Here is a 15,545-nt window from a genome sequence, read left to right as displayed (position 1 = left end):
CTTCGGTCGGACGATCGCCCGGTCGTGCGCCTCACGCCCCTTCGGTCTTCGGCTTCTTCTTCATCAACCCGCTGCGCCGGCAGATCGCCACGAGCTCGCCGCGCTGGTTGAAGCAGCTGTGCTCGAACTCGACGATACCGGCCTCGGGCCGCGACCGGCTCTCGCGCAGCGACACGATGCCGGTCACGACCTTCAGCGTGTCGCCATGGAACACCGGCGCGGGGAAGCGCACGTCGCTCATGCCGAGATTGGCGATGGTGGTGCCGAGTGTCGTGTCGCCGACGCTCATGCCGATCATCAACCCGAGCGTGAACAGCGAATTGACGATGCGCTGGCCGAACTCGCTCTCGGCGGCGAAATGCGCGTCGATGTGCAGCGGTTGCGGGTTCATGGTCCGCAAGCTGAAGTCCATGTTGTCGTCTTCGGTCACCGTCCGCGACAGGGCGTGACGGAACTCCTGCCCGACATGGAATTCCTCGAAGTAGAGACCGGCCATCGGAGGGAACCTTTCGTGGCGATGGATGCGTTTCGGGCGGATCGTCGTCGGTGCGCGACGCGGAACGGTCAAGTGGCGGGCGCTCCGGCCTCGGGATCGGCGTCGGCGAAGACGACGAGGACGCGCCCCTTCTCGATCGCCTGCCCGGCGCCGACCTCGATCGCCGCGATGCGGGCGGTGCGCGGGGCGGTGAGCGTGTGGAACAGCTTCATCGATTCGAGCGTCACCACCGGCTGCCCCTCGGCGACGACGTCGCCGACCATGACCGCGATCTCCGCCACCAGCCCCGGCATGGCGGCGACCAGTCGCCCGTCGTCCCTGTCGCTCGAGCGCCGGTGGACGTCGAAGTCGCCGACATGATGCACTTCGGCCGAGATCTCGTCGCCGCCGAAGCGCAGCGCCACCGACGCCCCGTCGACCACGGCGATGCCGCGCTCCGGCCGCCCGGCGAGGGTGACGACGTGATGATCGCCGCGGCGCGCGAGGTCGATCTCGCACCACGCGTCGCCGAGCTGGACCGCGGTGCGGTTGCCGTCGATGCGGACGAGGTGTTCGTGTCTCTCGCCGTCGACCGTGACGCTCACCGGCTGGGTGCAGTCGCGCCCCGACGCCGCCATCACCCGGAACCCGCGCAGGCGATGCCAGGGCGTCGATCCCGTTTCATCATGGACGCTCACCCGGCATCCGGCCACCAGCGGACCGTGGTCGTCGGGCCTCTCGTCCGCCGGCCGCCAGCCCTCGGGCCAGGTCCGCGGCAGGAGGCTCGTCGTCGCCGCGCCTTCGGCGAAGGCCGGGGTGGCGACGATGTCGGCGAGGAAGGCACGATTGGTGGAGAGCCCGAGAACCGCGGTCTCGTCGAGGGCGCGGGCGAGCTTCTTCACCGCTTCCTCGCGCGTCGCGCCATGGGCGATCACCTTGGCGATCATCGAATCGTAGAAGACGCCGACCCGCGATCCGGTCTCGACGCCGGCGTCGACCCTGCCCCCCGCGCCACGCGGCTCGCGCCACAGAGCGATCGTGCCGCTCGCCGGGGCGTAGCCCTCCTGCGGCCGTTCGGCGGCGAGCCGCGCCTCGATGGCGTGGCCGGTGAGGCGGATTTCGTCCTGGGCGAGGGGGAGGGGCTCGCCGGCGGCGATGCGCAGCTGCCACTCGACCAGATCGAGCCCGGTGACCATCTCGGTGACCGGGTGTTCCACCTGCAGCCGGGTGTTCATCTCCAGGAAGAAATGCTCGCCGCTGGTCGCGTCGACGAGGAACTCCATGGTGCCGAGATTGCGGTAACCGATGGTGCTCGCCAGCCGCACCGCGTCGCCGAGGAGCCGCTGCCGGACGGGGTCCGGCAGGTTCGGCGCCGGCGCCTCCTCGAGCACCTTCTGATTGGAACGCTGCACCGAGCAGTCGCGCTCGAAGAGGTGGACGACCCGGCCGTGATCATCGGCGGCGATCTGCACCTCGACGTGACGCGCCTCGCCGACCAGCCGCTCCATCAGCAGCCGATCGTCGCCGAAGGCCGCCATCGCCTCGCGCCGCGCCGTCGCCACCGCGGCGGCGAGGTCGTCCATCCGCGTCACCACCCGCATGCCCTTGCCGCCGCCACCGGCCGAGGCCTTGATCATCACCGGCAGCCCGACCTCGCCCGCCGCCCGCAGGAAGGCAGCATCGTCGCCGGTGTCGTCGGCGAAGCCGGGGATGGTCGGCACGCCGGCCGCCGCGGCGAGCCGCTTCGCCTCGATCTTCGAGCCCATCGTCGCGATCACCTCGGCCGGCGGGCCGACGAAGACGATGCCCGCCGCGGCGCAGGCCGCCGCCAGCCGCGGGTTCTCCGACAGGAAGCCGTAGCCGGGATGGAGTGCCTGCGCCCCGCTCGCGCGGGCGGCGCGCAGGATCGCTTCGATGTCGAGATAGCTGTCGCGCGCCGGCGCCGGACCGATACACAGCGCCTCGTCGGCCTCGCGCACGTGCGGCGCGCCCGCGTCGGCTTCCGAGTGGACGGCGATGGTGCGCAGGCCCATGCGCCGCGCCGTGCGGATGATGCGTCGGGCGATCTCGCCGCGATTGGCGATCAGCAGGCTGTCGAACATCGCGCCCTCACATCCGATAGACCGGCCGAGGCGCGGTGTCGCGTGGCTCCCCGGCGGCGAGCGACAGACACAGGCCGAGCACGTCGCGGGTCTGGTCCGGCTCCAGGATCCCGTCGTCCCACAGCCGCGCCGTGGCGTAGTAGGGATCGCTCTGTTCGCTGAACTGCGCCCGCGTCCGCCGGTCGAGGTCGGCGATGACGTCGTCGTCGGCCGCTCCTTTGAGGCTCGCCCGCCGCAGGTCGGTGACCACGGTGGCCGCCACCTCCGGGCTCATGGTGGCGATGCGCGAATTCGGCCAGGAGAACAGGAAGCGCGGCCGGAACCCGCGGCCGCACATGCCGTAATTGCCCGCCCCGTAGGAGCCGCCGATGATCACCGTGTATTTCGGCACACGGGCGTTCGACACGGCGTAGACGAGCTTCGCCGAATGCTTGGCGATGCCGCCGCGCTCGGCCTCGGTGCCGACCATGAAGCCGGTGATGTTCTGCAGGAACAGGAGCGGGATCTGCCGCTGGTCGGCCAGCTCGATGAAATGCGCGCCCTTCACCGAGGATTCGGAAAAGAGCACCCCGTTGTTGGCGAGGATGGCGACCGGGTGGCCGTGGATGCGGGCGAAGGCGCAGACCAGCGTCTCGCCATAGTCCGGCTTGAAGATGTGGATCGAGCCCTCGTCGACCATCCGGACGATCACCTCGTGGACGTCGTAGGGCTGCTTGAGATCGGTCGGAACCACGTCGACGAGCGCCGATCGACCGGCCTCCGGCGGCCGCGCCGGGAACGGCGGCGGAGCGATCCGACGCAGGTCGCCGAACGAGGCGACGATCGCGCGCACTTTCGCCAGTGCCTCCTTCTCGTCGGCGGCGACATGATCCGATACGCCCGAGACGGTGGTGTGCATGTCGGCGCCGCCGAGCGTCTCGCCGTCGACGATCTCGTTGATCGCCGCCTTGACGATCGGCGGCCCGCCGAGGTGGATGCGGCCGGTGCCGCGCACCATCACCACCTCGTCCGACAGCGCCGGGATGTAGGCGCCGCCGGCGGTCGAGCCGCCGAACACCGCCGAGATCTGCGGAATGCCCGCCGCCGACATGCGGCACTGCCGCCAGAAGGCGCCGCCGAAGTGGTCGCGGTCGGGAAAGACGCGATCCTGCTCGGGCAGATAGGCGCCGCCGCAGTCGACCAGATAGAGACAGGGCAGGCGGTGTTCCTCGGCGGTCTCCTGGGCGCGCGAGTGCTTGTGGACGGTCTCGGCGAAGAACGACCCGCCCTTCACCGTCGCGTCGTTGGCGATGACCATGCACGGCGTGTCGTGGACGAGGCCGATGCCGGTGACGATGCCCGCCGACGCGACGTCGCCGCCGTAGAGGCCCCAGGCGGCGAGCGGCGACAGTTCCAGGAACGGGCTGCCGACGTCGAGCAGCCGATCGATCCGGTCGCGCACCGCCATCTTGCCGCGGGCATGATGGCGCGCCTTCTGCGCCGCGCCACCGCCGGCGAGGACGGCGCGGTGGCGCTCGCGCAAGGTGGCGACGAGGTCGTGGAACGAGGTGCCGGTCGTCATGTCGGGCCGTCGGGTTCGAGGATGCCTTGACCGGCTTCATTAGACTGTCTAACGTTTGTTAGGTCAAGCCGAAAGGATCGCTCATGGCCTCCCGCATCGCCGCCGATCAGGACGACGCCTTTCCGTTCCTGACCCCCGAACACACCCTGTTGCGCCGACAGGTGGCGCGTTTCGTCGACGAGGAGGTCAAGCCCCACGCCGATCGGTGGGAGATCGACGGCGCCACCCCGCGCGCCGTGCTGCGCAAGATGGGCGACCTCGGCTTCTTCGGCATCCGCTACCCGGCCGAATACGGCGGCTCGGAGATGGACGTGCTGTCGACGGTCATCCTCGCCGAAGAGCTCGGCCGCTCGACTTTTTCCGGCGTGGCGATCACCGCGCTGGTCCACACCGACATGGCCTCGGTCCACCTCTTCAACGCCGGTTCGGAGGAACAGAAGCGTCGCTGGATGCCGTCGATCATCGCCGGCGAGACGATCACCGCCGTCGCCGTGACCGAGCCCGACGCCGGCTCCGACGTCAAGGGCATCCGCACCACGGCGCGCCGGGTCGCCGGCGGCTGGGTCCTCGACGGCGCCAAGCTCTACATCACCAACGGTGTCCACGGCGATCTCTACTGCGTCGCCGCCAAGACCGATCCGTCCGCCCCGCCGGGCCGTTCGGTCACCATGTTCCTGGTCGAGAAGGGCGCACCCGGCTTCACCGTCGCCCGCGCCCTCGACAAGCACGGCTGGCGCTCCTCCGACACCGCCGAATTGCTGTTCGACGGCTGTTTCGTCCCCGATGGGTCGATCCTCGGCGAGGAGGGGCGCGGATTCTACGCCATCATGAAGAACTTCCAGAACGAGCGCATCGTCCTCGGCGCCATGGCGGTCGGCGAGGCGCGGGCGGCGCTCGAGCTGACCCTCGACCACGTCAAGACGCGCCGCGCCTTCGGCGGCACCCTGTGGGACAAGCAGGCGATCCGACAGAAACTGGCGCTCGCCGCCACCCGCGTCGAGGCGGCGCGCCAGCTCGTCTACATGACCGCCTGGCGCCACGGCCAGGGCATCGACACGACGCGCGAGGTCTCGATGGTCAAGGCGTTCTGCGGTGAACTGGTCAACGAGGTGATGTATGCCTGCCTCCAGTGCCACGGTGGTTCCGGCTTCATGACCGGCATGGCGATCGAGCGGATGGCGCGCGACGCGCGGGTGCAATCGATCGGCGGCGGCGCCACCGAGGTGATGCTGGAAGAGGTCGCCAAGCGGCTGTGAGCGAGAGGACGAGATGACCGCGGGCGAGATCGTCGACGACACCGCATCGGGCGGCACGCGCAGCGGCGAGAAGTCTCGGCGCGACATCCTCGACGCCGCCGCCCGCATCCTGCGTCGGCGCGGCTACCACGCCACGACGCTGCGCACCATCGCCGACGCCGTCGGCATCAAGGCCGGCAGCATCTACTACCACTTCGCCTCCAAGGACGAGATCATCGCCGCGGTGATGAACGACGGCGTCGACGCCGTCCATCGCGCCGTCACCGAAGCGCTCGCCGGCCTCGCGGCCAACGCCTCGCTGGAGGAGCGCCTCGAGACCGCGATCCGCGCCCATCTCCATGCGCTGCTCGAGTTCGGCGACTACACCTCCGCCGGCCTCAATGCCTATTCGGAAGCCCCCGAGCCGGTGCGCGACGCGGCGCGGCCGCATCGTCTCGCCTACGAGGCGATCTGGGATCGCCTCGCCGAGGAGATCGTCGCCGCCGGCGCGACCGGCGCCGGGGTTTCCGCCCGCAGCCTGAAACTCGCCCTTCTCGGCATGATGAACTGGTCGCCCGAGTGGTATCGCCCCGAACGCCACCGCGTCGACGACCTCGCCCGCGAGTTCACCGCCCTCGTCCTGGCGCGCCGCGGCTGATCCACCGGCGCTTCGTCGACGGTCGACAAGCCCGCCGCGCGGTTGTACCTGACGCGGGCGGCCGCTCGACGCGGCCGGCGTGATCGGCGCGGTCGCCGTCGGAGATCGGGGATGAACGGGGTCGGCGGGATCGCGGGACTGGTGCTGGCCGGCGGCCTGTCGCGCCGCATGGGCGGGCGCGACAAGTCGCTCAGCCCTCTCGCCGGGGTTCCGATGATCGCCCGGGTGATCGAGCGGCTGGCGCCCCAGGTCGGCCGGCTCGCCATCTCCGCCAATGCCGATCCCGCGGCCTTCGCCGGCTTCGGCCTGCCGGTCCTTCCCGACCTCACCCCCGGCAACACCGGCCCGCTCGCCGGCGTCGCCGCCGGCATGGCCTGGGCCGCGCGCGATCCCGCCATCACCCATCTCGTCTCGGTCGCGACCGACGCGCCCTTCCTGCCGCGCGATCTCGTCGCCCGTTTCGTCGAGCGGGCATCACCCGGCCGCATCGTCCTTGCCCGCTCGGCGAGCGGTCGCCATCCGGTCTTCGGCCTGTGGCCGCTGGCGCTCAGCGACGATCTCGATCACTGGCTCGCCACGTCGCCGACCATGCGCGTCTTCACCTGGGTCGAACCCCACGACCCCGTATGGTGCGACTTCGCGCCGGAAGGCCCGGGCGCGCCCGATCCGTTCTTCAATGCCAACACGCCCGACGACCTCGCCGCGGCGGCGGCGCATCTCCACGACGGGAGCTGAACCCGCCCGTCACTTCTTCTTCTGCCGGCGGGCGTCGGCGATCGCCTGGCGGAAGCCGTCCTTGTCGAGGACCCCGCCGAAGACGAAGGAGCCGATGACGAAGGCCGGCGTGCCGGGAAAGCCGAAGCTGTCCGCCTGGGCGCCGTTGCGCGCGGTGAGTGCCCGGAACGCCGCCTCGTCGGCGGCGACGTCGCGATCGAGCCGCGCCCGGTCGATCCCGGCGGAAGCGAGCGCCGCGTCGACGCGCGCCTCGGTCGGCCGTCCCTCGATCGCCATCAGTCCGCGATGGACCTTGTCGAGCTTGCCCTGGTGGCGCGAACTCCAGGCGAGCCGCGCCGCCGTCTCCGACATCTTGCCGAAGATCGGCCAATCCTTGAGCAGCACGGCGACCTTCCCGTCGGCCCGCACCACCTCCATCATCTCCGGCTCGACCTTCTTGCAGAACGGGCACTGGTAATCGAACCACATGGCGATGGCGACGTCGCCGTTGCGATTGCCGAGCACCGGCACGTCCGGGTCGGCGAAGACCTCCTCCGCCGAGGTCGCCGCCGCCGTCCGGATCGTCGCCGCCATCGCGGGGAGAAGCGCCAGCCCGCCGACGAGACGGCGGCGGGTGAGGAGGGAAGTGGGGACGGTCGGATCGGTCATCGAAGGGGTCTCGAGTGGGCGAGGGGATTCGCCACGCTCATGCGATCTTTCCGCTTCACCCGCCACCGACGTTGCCGTGACCGGCGCGTGATCGCCGGCGATCGCCGGGCGAGGGGAGGCCGTGTCGGCCTTCGCCGCTCAGACGATCAGGATCGCCCGGAAGTCGTTGACGTTGGTCAGCGTCGGCCCGGTGATCACCGCGTCGCCGAGCGCGCCGAAGAAGCCGTGGCCGTCGTTGGCGGCGAGGCTCGCCTTCGGGTCGATGCCCGCGTCCCAGGCGCGCGCCAGCGTGTCCGGCGTCATCACCGCCCCGGCGATCTCCTCGACCCCGTCGACCCCGTCGGTGTCGCCGGCCAGCGCGAAGACGCCGGCCTCGCCGTCGAGGGCGATCGCGGTCGAAAGCAGGAACTCGACGTTGCGCCCGCCGCGCCCCTTCCCCCTCAGCGTCACGGTCGTCTCGCCGCCCGACAGCAGGACGCAGGGACGGCGGAACGGCTGGCCGCGCCGGGCCACCTGACGGGCGATGCCCGCCATCACCGTGCCGACGTCGCGCGCCTCGCCCTCGATCGCATCGCCGAGGATGTGGACGTCGAGGCCCGCCGCCCGTCCGACCGCCGCCGCCGCCTCCAGCGCCGCCTGCGGCGTCACCACCAGCCTGACCTCGTTGCCGGCGAGACGCGGATCGTCCGGCTTCACGCTCTCGCCGCGTCCACTGGTCAAAACCTCCATCAGGGACGCCGACAGATCGAACTTTCGCCGGCGAATGATCTCCAGCGCCTGATCGCAGGTGGTCGGATCACCGACCGTCGGCCCCGAGGCGATGTCGACCGGATCGTCGCCCGGCACGTCGGAGATCACCAGTGTGACGACCCGCGCCGGATGGCAGGCGGCGGCGAGCCGCCCGCCCTTGATCGCCGAGAGATGGCGGCGGACGAGGTTCATCTCGCCGATCGAGGCGCCGCAGGCGAGCAGCGCACGGTTGAGCGCCCGTTCGTCGTCGAGTGTCGCACCTTCCGGTGGTGCGGCGAGCAGCGCCGATCCGCCGCCCGAGATCAGCGCCAGAACGAGATCGTCCGGGCCGAGATCCGAGACGAGATCGAGGAGCCGACGCGAGGCGACCTCGCCGGCGGCGTCGGGGACGGGATGGGCGGCCTCGACGATCTCGATGTGGTCGCAGGGGACGGCATAGCCGTAGCGGGTGACGACCAGACCCTCGAGCGGGGGGCCCCAGACCTTCTCCACCGCCCGCGCCATCGCGGCCGAGGCCTTGCCGGCGCCGATCACCACGGTGCGGCCCTTCGGTCGCGCCGGCAGGTGCGGCGGGATGCAGAGATCGGGTTGGGCAGCGGCGATCGCCGCTTCGAACATGCGGACGAGCAGAGCTCGGGCTTCGGCGTCGTTCATCACTCACCCCTTCGCGCCGACCGCCGAACGAAACTCACCGTTGCACGATCGTCCGTCGATCCGCCCGCAGCCGATCAGATTCGCCCCTCGTTGGCGAGATCGGTGGCGATCGAGACCTTCTTCAGCGCCTCGGTGAGGGCGGCGCGCGCCTTCTTCGGGATGCCGTCCGGGTTGACCCGGGTGGAGAGCGGGATGCCCTGTTCGGTGTCGGAGAGCTGTTGGGCGAGCATCGCTCCGAGGATCGCCTGATGCGCGGCGACCAGCGCCTCGATGTCCTCGGGCGATCCCTTGCCGATCTCGCGCAGGCCCCGCAGCCGCTCCGGCGTCGCGCGCCGCCGGATGCCGTGGCGGATGGAGAGCGAGCGGGCGGCGGTGAAGATCGGCATCAGGCCGTTCTTCTTGATGTCGACGCGCCCCTTCTCGTCGGTCCTGAGGCCACCGAACAGCGTGAACGGCGCGCGACCCTCGCCGGCGTGGATGGTCAAGAGCTTGATGAAATCGGGCGCCCGGCCGCCGACCTCGTAGGCGTGGTTCCAGATCGTCTCGCCGAGGGCGGCGTCGCCGTGCACCGGGATGCCGTCGAAGAAGATGTCGACGTTGAGCAGATCCTCCGGCTTCTGCCGCCGCACCCAACCGTCGATCTGGGCGAGCCAAGCGGGAAGCGACATCCGCCACGGCGCGTTCTTCGCCATCACCCCGCCCTTGCACAAGGGGATGCCGACCTCGTCGAGGATCGCCGACATGTGGGTGGCCATCGCCTCGAACCACCGGTCCTCGGCGCCGCCCGCCTCGCCGCGCTCGAAGACGATGGCGTTGTCCTGGTCGGCGGCGAGCAGGCTCTCGCCGCGCCCGCCCGACCCCAGCACCATGACGCAGTAGGGAACCGGCGGTTCGCCCTTTCCGTCCTCCGCCATGCGCGCTTCCGCCATCTGCGCCGCCCGCCGGGTCATGACGCAGATCTCCGAGCTGATCACCTCGGCGATGATGCGCGGTTCGACATCCTCTTCGAGCAGCGAATTGGCCATCAGCGGCAGCTTCGCCCAGGCCCGCCCGAGGGCGGCGACATTGGCGGCGCTGTCGATCTCGTCGCCGAGCGCGATCGCCGCGCTCGCCCGCTGGCGCAACAGGTTGCGCGGCGTGAGCGCGCCGATCACCTTGCCGTGGGCGTCGCGCACCCCGAGGTGACGCAGCCCCAACCGGTCGAGGCGGCCGATCGCACGATAGACGAAGGCGCTCTCCGAGACCGTCTGCAGCGGCGTCGTGGCGATCGCCCCGAGCCGCTCCTCGAGGGCCGCCGCGCCCTTCTCGTGCAGCCGCTTGAGCACGTCGCGCTCGGTGAGGATGCCGAGGTCGCCGTTGTCGGCCTCGACGAAGACCGAGCTGATCTGCCTCTCCGCGAGGACGGCGATCGCCGCGGCCAGCGTGTCGCTCGACGACGCGGTGATCGGCGGCGAACTCATCACGTCGCGCACCCGGTGGCGGTAGGGGTAGCTGTCGATCTTGGCCAGCGTCGACGTCTGATCGTCGCCCCCCGTCGTCTCGATGACGATCAGTCCGCCGGTGCCGCGTGCCTCCATCTCGGTGATCTTGCGGCAGGCGGCGGCGGCCTCGGCGAAGGTGCGGATGCCGCGCTGGCGCAGCAGCGGCACCAGTGCCGCGAAGACCCCGGCGGTCGCCATGGCGTCGCCGATGGCGGTGTGGCGGCCGGGATTGGTGATCGAAAGCCAGGCGCACAGGCCGTCGAGATCGTAGTGGGCGAGGGTGGGGGAGACGACGCGGGCGAGCCAGCGCACGTCGAGGAAGCGCGGTGCCCGCCACGGCTGGTCGATCAGCCCGTACTCCCGCTTCAGCATGGCGAGGTCGAAGGAGAGCGTGTGGCCGATCAGCACCGACCGGCCGAGGTAGGCGGCAAAGCGTGGTTCGACCTCGGCGAAACGCGGTGCGCCGGCGACGTCCGCATCGGCGATGCCGTGGACCCGGGTGGTCTCCGGCGGGATCGCGATCCCCGGCTGGACCAGCGTGTCGAAGCGATCGCCGACGTCGACCTCGGTTCCGTGGACGCGTACCGCACCGATCTGGACGATCCGCGCCGACTTGGCATCGAGCCCGGTGGTCTCGGTGTCGAGCACGACGGCGTCGAGCGCGGTCAGCGGCGTCGAATAGGCATTGGAGACCATGCGGACCTCGTCGATCGGCGGAGAAGAACGCGAGATGTGAATCGTTCGAAAATTCACATGGACCCGTGAAGTTTCCCGAAACCGGAGTTGGTGGTCAATCTTGCGTTGCGAAGTCGACCTTCGGGCGCCCGGCCGATACCAAGTCGGTGGGCGAACGAAAATTGTTCTCGAGCATATGCATGCCGCATAGCGAAATAAATAGTGCATTGCGAAATAGAGATACTTCGCCACATATTGGGCTAAAGTATGATTGGTCTTTCGTCGAATGGCTGTCTAGCGTGTTCGTGGGGAGGTGTCGAACCGGGCCGTGCGCTGGCGCGCTCGGAATCGCACGTTCTCCGCCTGAACAAGCCAAAACAATGACTCCAGGCGAGGAAACGAAATGTCTCGAGATGCAGCCCGCCACTGGCAGAGAACCAGTGGCCTGATGTGGACGATGCTGGGACTCTGGTTGTTCTTCGGCTTCGTGATCCACTTCTTCGTCAATTCGCTGAACTCCATCGTGATCGCCGGCTTTCCGCTCGGCTTCTACATGGCGGCTCAGGGTTCGCTCCTCGCCTTCGTCGTGATGCTGTTCGTCTTCGCCAAGAAGCAAGACAACATCGATCGCGAAGAAGGCGTGGCCGAAGAAGATTGAGGGGGGTGAGATCATGGCGGAAGCCAAGTCCGGCGGAGATTTCATCTCCAATCTCGGCAAGATCTACACCTATTACACGGGTGGGTTCTTCGCCTTCGTGGTGTTCCTGGGGATCCTGGAACAGCTCGGTGTTCCCAACAAATTCATCGGTTACGGCTTCGTCTTCCTGACGATCGCCGTCTACGCGTTGATCGGCGTGCTGTCGCGCACCTCCGAGGTCGGCGAGTACTACGTCGCCGGTCGAAAGGTGCCGGCGTTCTACAACGGCATGGCGACGGGTGCGGACTGGATGTCCGGCGCCTCCTTCGTCGGTATGGCCGGCACGCTCTTCCTGCTCGGCTACGATGGCCTCGCCTTCGTGCTCGGCTGGACCGGCGGTTACGTGCTGGTGGCGGTGCTGATCGCGCCGTTCCTGCGCAAGTTCGGCGCCTTCACGGTTCCCGACTTCTTCGCCGAGCGCTACGGTGGCAACACGACGCGCCTCATCGCGGTCATCGTGCTGATCTCCTGCTCGTTCACCTACGTGGTGGCGCAGATCTACGCGACCGGCCTCATCGCCTCGCGCTTCCTCGATCTCGACTTCACCATCGCGGTCTATGCGGGTCTCCTCGGCATCCTGCTCTGCTCGATGCTCGGCGGCATGAAGGCGGTGACCTGGACGCAGGTGGCCCAGTACATCGTGCTGATCGTCGCCTACCTCCTGCCGATCGTCATCCTGTCGGCCAAGAAGTTCGGCATCCCGCTGCCGCAGCTCACCTACGGCCAGGCCCTCCAGGAGATCACCAATCTGGAGAACAGCCTCGCCGCCAAGGGCATGGCTCCGGTGATCAAGGACGCCGCCGGCGCGGTCTCCTTCGCCAAGCCGCACATCAAGCCCTTCACCGACTACGACCCGCTGAACTACTTCGCGCTGATCCTCTGCCTGATGGTCGGCACGGCGTCGCTTCCGCACATCCTGATGCGCTATTTCACCACCCCGTCGGTGCGTGACGCGCGTTCGTCGGTGGCCTGGTCGCTGTTCTTCATCTTCCTGCTCTACTTCTCGGCCCCGGCCTACGCGGCCTTCTCCAAGCTGGAAGTCTACAGCCTGATCAACAAGGGCACGGCGCTCGCCGACCTGCCGCAGTGGATCTACACCTACGGCAAGATCGGGTTGGTGAAAGTCTGCGGCGCCAATGCCGTGGATGCACAATCGGTGATCGCCGCCTGCGGCAAGATCGCCAACCAGGGCGGTATGCTCCGTCTGCAGGACCTGTCGATCAACACGGACGTGATCGTGCTCTCCACCCCGGAGATCGCGGGCATGCCCTATGTGATCGCCGGTCTGGTCGCCGCCGGCGGTCTCGCCGCCGCGCTGTCGACCGCCGACGGTCTCCTGCTCGCCATCGCCAACGCGCTGTCGCACGATGTCTACTACAAGATGATCAACCCCAACGCGCCGACCAAGACTCGTCTGATCGCGTCGCGGGTGCTGCTCCTCTTCGTGGCCATCTTCGCGGCCTACGTCGCCTCGACCAAGCCCGCGGACATCCTGTCGATGGTCGCCTGGGCCTTCTCGTTGGCGGCGGCGGGTATCTTCCCGGCGCTGGTTCTCGGCGTGTGGTGGAAGCGGGCCAACACGCCCGGCGCCATCATCGGCATGCTCGCCGGCTTCGGCGTCTGCGTCTATTATCTGGTCGGAACCCGCTACTATGCGGTCTCCTTCTACGAGACGTGGAGCTGGCTGTCGGGTTCGGCGCCCGCCGCGAAGGCGAAGTTCGTCGAGTTGCAGACCGCGTGGTCTTCCGCGGCGGCCGGCGCCGCCAAGGACGCCGCCTGGGTGGCTCTCGACAAGCAGGCGCAGGCCGTGGCCAACTGGTTCGGCGTGAAGAACATCTCCGCCGCGCTGTTCGGCATGCCGGTCGGCTTCCTCGGCGTCATCGTCGGCTCGCTGCTGACCAGGGCGCCGTCGCAGGAGATCCAGGACATGGTCGACGCCACCCGTCGTCCGTCCGGCGATCTGATCATGCGCGACAAGGACGCGGCTCTGCCGTCGCACTGATCGCGTTCCTGACGAAACGGGAAGGGCGGGTGCTGCACCCGCCCTTCTTCATCGAGAACACCCGGCCGACGGCCGGACACGACGGGTCATCCAAGTGACAGCGACCGACAGTCTCGTCTCCCACTGGTATTTCCACCTCCCCAATTTCCTCTTGGCCGCGGCGATCTACACCCTGATCGGGCGCTATCTCCTGTCGGTGTTCTTCGGCGTCGACAGCGACCGGGTGCTGATGCGGGTGTTTCGCAACGTCACCGACCCGATCCTGAAGGTGGTCGCGGCGGTGACGCCGAAGATCGTGCCGCGCGGTCTGGTGATGGTCTTCGCCGTCGCCTGGCTGATGGCGCTGCGCATGGCGCTGTTCCTGGGCTTCGCGCTCACCGGCCTCGCGCCGCGGATCGGAGGCTGAGTCATGATCGACGACGACGAACGCCAGGCCATGATGCAACGCGACGTCCTTCTGATGGTCGTCGCCGGCCTCTCGCTGCTCAACGGCATGCACTTCTCGCCGTACTTCGATCCGGTCTTCTTCCTGTTCAAGCCCTTCGCCGCGAGCTTCTTCCTCACCAGCCCGATCCTGCTGCTCTACTTCACTTCGCTGTTCATCTCGCTGATGACCGTGTTGATCGGCGGTGTGCCCGCGGCGATCTACGAAAGCTCGCGCGGGCTCGAGACGTCGACGCCGAAGTCGATCGGCGTCTGGCTCGCCGGCGTCGCGGTGGTCGCCGCACCGACGCTCCTCGGCCTCGTCGGCCTGTTCTGAGGCCGCCGTCCTCGGCGCGGCCGATCTCGCCCTCGCGCCGACGTCGCTCTCGCCGTCCGTCGATTTCGGCGCTATGCCGGCGATACCGGCGGGCATGGAAATGACCGATGGTATTCCTGACGCGATTTCTCATGCCACCGATACGGATGAGAAATCGCGTGTCTTCGGAGGCCGGGCGCATCGGCGCCTCCGGCCTCTGCCACGAGGCAGCGACGGGAGGTGACGATGGCGCGGGTCGAAGTGACGATCGCCGATCGGGTGGCGGAAGTGGCGTTGGCGCGCCCGGACAAGAAGAACGCCTTGGACATGGCGATGTTCGAGGAGATCGCCGCCGCCGGTGAGGCGCTGAAGCGCGACCGAAGCGTTCGCGCCGTGGTGCTGACCGGGCAGGGCGCCGACTTCTGCGCCGGCCTCGATCTGGCGATGTTCCGGACGCTCGCGACCGACCTCGACGCCCTGACCGCGCGGCTCTTCGATCTTCCCCCCGGCGAGATCGCCAATCTCTTTCAGAAGCCCTCCTACGTCTGGCAGGAGCTCGAGATCCCGGTGATCGCGGCGCTGCGCGGCGTCGCCTTCGGCGGCGGGTTGCAGATCGCCCTGGGCGCCGACATCCGCATCGCCGCGCCCGACGTTAGGCTGTCGGTGATGGAGATCCGCTGGGGTCTGGTGCCCGACATGGGCATCACCCAGGCGCTGCGCCGCCTCACCCGCATCGACGTCGCCAAGGACCTGCTCATGACCGGCCGCATCGTCGCGGCCGAGGAAGCGCGCGACCTCGGCCTCCTCACCCGTCTCGCCGACGATCCGCTCGCCGCCGCCCACGCGCTGGCCCGCGACATCGCCGCCCGCTCGCCCGACGCCGTCAGGCGGATGAAGGCCCTGCTCGATCGCTCGTGGTTCGCGCCGCCGGCGGAAGGTCTGCGGCTCGAAGCGGCGATGCAGCACGAGGTGATCGGCAAGCCCGCCCAACTCGAAGCCGTCGCCGCCAACCTCGCCGGCCGGCCGCCGAACTTCGACTGATCCCGTACCCCGAGCGAGGCGCGACGCGGACCGCGCCGTCTCATGAGACCTGTGCGCGGTTGGACCATCATGTTGATTTGATGCGTTTAATG

At 69.0% G+C, this 15,545-nt stretch carries 14 protein-coding genes; 8 read left to right on the top strand and 6 right to left on the bottom strand.

All coding sequences use genetic code 11. The annotated features are described in order from the left end of the window. Window positions 1–31: 31 nt before the first annotated feature. From V7Q42_RS15600 to V7Q42_RS15590, 3 genes are all read right to left on the bottom strand, one after another. On the bottom strand, window positions 32–496 hold the full coding sequence (locus V7Q42_RS15600) for a MaoC family dehydratase (RefSeq protein ID WP_333825021.1): 465 nt from the start codon (window positions 494–496) through the stop codon (window positions 32–34). 68 nt (window positions 497–564) lie between these two features. After that, on the bottom strand, window positions 565–2,577 hold the full coding sequence (locus tag V7Q42_RS15595) for an acetyl/propionyl/methylcrotonyl-CoA carboxylase subunit alpha (RefSeq protein ID WP_333825020.1): 2,013 nt from the start codon (window positions 2,575–2,577) through the stop codon (window positions 565–567). Window positions 2,578–2,584: 7 nt separating this feature from the next. Then, the gene (locus tag V7Q42_RS15590; RefSeq protein WP_333825019.1) at window positions 2,585–4,138 is read right to left on the bottom strand and encodes an acyl-CoA carboxylase subunit beta; all 1,554 of its coding nucleotides are present in this window, start codon (window positions 4,136–4,138) and stop codon (window positions 2,585–2,587) included. A gap of 83 nt (window positions 4,139–4,221) precedes the next feature. Between V7Q42_RS15590 and V7Q42_RS15585 the strand changes: the two genes are divergently transcribed. From V7Q42_RS15585 to mobA, 3 genes are all read left to right on the top strand, one after another. Further along, the gene (locus tag V7Q42_RS15585) at window positions 4,222–5,394 is read left to right on the top strand and encodes an acyl-CoA dehydrogenase family protein (protein WP_333825018.1); all 1,173 of its coding nucleotides are present in this window, start codon (window positions 4,222–4,224) and stop codon (window positions 5,392–5,394) included. A 13-nt stretch (window positions 5,395–5,407) separates the two neighbouring features. Then, complete coding sequence (locus V7Q42_RS15580; RefSeq protein ID WP_333825017.1) at window positions 5,408–6,031, top strand: TetR/AcrR family transcriptional regulator; 624 nt, start codon at window positions 5,408–5,410, stop codon at window positions 6,029–6,031. 111 nt (window positions 6,032–6,142) lie between these two features. Next, the gene (gene mobA, locus V7Q42_RS15575) at window positions 6,143–6,766 is read left to right on the top strand and encodes a molybdenum cofactor guanylyltransferase MobA (RefSeq protein ID WP_333825016.1); all 624 of its coding nucleotides are present in this window, start codon (window positions 6,143–6,145) and stop codon (window positions 6,764–6,766) included. 9 nt (window positions 6,767–6,775) lie between these two features. Here the strand turns inward: mobA and V7Q42_RS15570 are convergent, their stop codons facing one another. From V7Q42_RS15570 to V7Q42_RS15560, 3 genes are all read right to left on the bottom strand, one after another. Next, window positions 6,776–7,414 carry a DsbA family protein gene (locus V7Q42_RS15570; protein WP_333825015.1) on the bottom strand — a complete coding sequence of 213 codons (639 nt, stop codon included), beginning with the start codon at window positions 7,412–7,414 and terminating at the stop codon, window positions 6,776–6,778. A gap of 138 nt (window positions 7,415–7,552) precedes the next feature. Then, window positions 7,553–8,818, bottom strand: a complete 1,266-nt coding sequence (locus tag V7Q42_RS15565) for a glycerate kinase type-2 family protein (protein ID WP_333825014.1) — start codon at window positions 8,816–8,818, stop codon at window positions 7,553–7,555. A gap of 74 nt (window positions 8,819–8,892) precedes the next feature. Next, window positions 8,893–10,995 (bottom strand): DUF294 nucleotidyltransferase-like domain-containing protein, encoded by a 2,103-nt coding sequence (locus V7Q42_RS15560; protein WP_333825013.1) that lies wholly within the window; start codon window positions 10,993–10,995, stop codon window positions 8,893–8,895. A gap of 382 nt (window positions 10,996–11,377) precedes the next feature. On the opposite strand from V7Q42_RS15560, the gene V7Q42_RS15555 reads away from it, so the two are divergent. The 5 genes from V7Q42_RS15555 (at window position 11,378) to V7Q42_RS15535 (ending at window position 15,453) form a co-directional block, all read left to right on the top strand. After that, on the top strand, window positions 11,378–11,632 hold the full coding sequence (locus V7Q42_RS15555; protein ID WP_333825012.1) for a DUF4212 domain-containing protein: 255 nt from the start codon (window positions 11,378–11,380) through the stop codon (window positions 11,630–11,632). Window positions 11,633–11,645: 13 nt separating this feature from the next. Then, entirely contained in the window at window positions 11,646–13,673 is a 2,028-nt protein-coding gene (locus V7Q42_RS15550) for a sodium:solute symporter family protein (RefSeq protein ID WP_333825011.1), read from the top strand. Window positions 13,674–13,767: 94 nt separating this feature from the next. Next, the gene (locus V7Q42_RS15545) at window positions 13,768–14,079 is read left to right on the top strand and encodes a hypothetical protein (protein WP_333825010.1); all 312 of its coding nucleotides are present in this window, start codon (window positions 13,768–13,770) and stop codon (window positions 14,077–14,079) included. 3 nt (window positions 14,080–14,082) lie between these two features. Next, entirely contained in the window at window positions 14,083–14,433 is a 351-nt protein-coding gene (locus tag V7Q42_RS15540) for a hypothetical protein (protein ID WP_333825009.1), read from the top strand. 225 nt (window positions 14,434–14,658) lie between these two features. Continuing rightward, window positions 14,659–15,453 carry a crotonase/enoyl-CoA hydratase family protein gene (locus V7Q42_RS15535; RefSeq protein WP_333825008.1) on the top strand — a complete coding sequence of 265 codons (795 nt, stop codon included), beginning with the start codon at window positions 14,659–14,661 and terminating at the stop codon, window positions 15,451–15,453. Window positions 15,454–15,545 lie beyond the last annotated feature (92 nt).

Origin of the sequence: Pinisolibacter sp. (genome assembly GCF_036782435.1) — a bacterium.
In the GTDB taxonomy this organism is placed as follows: domain Bacteria; phylum Pseudomonadota; class Alphaproteobacteria; order Rhizobiales; family Ancalomicrobiaceae; genus CALBKH01.
This window is presented reverse-complemented; position numbering and strand designations above follow the sequence as displayed.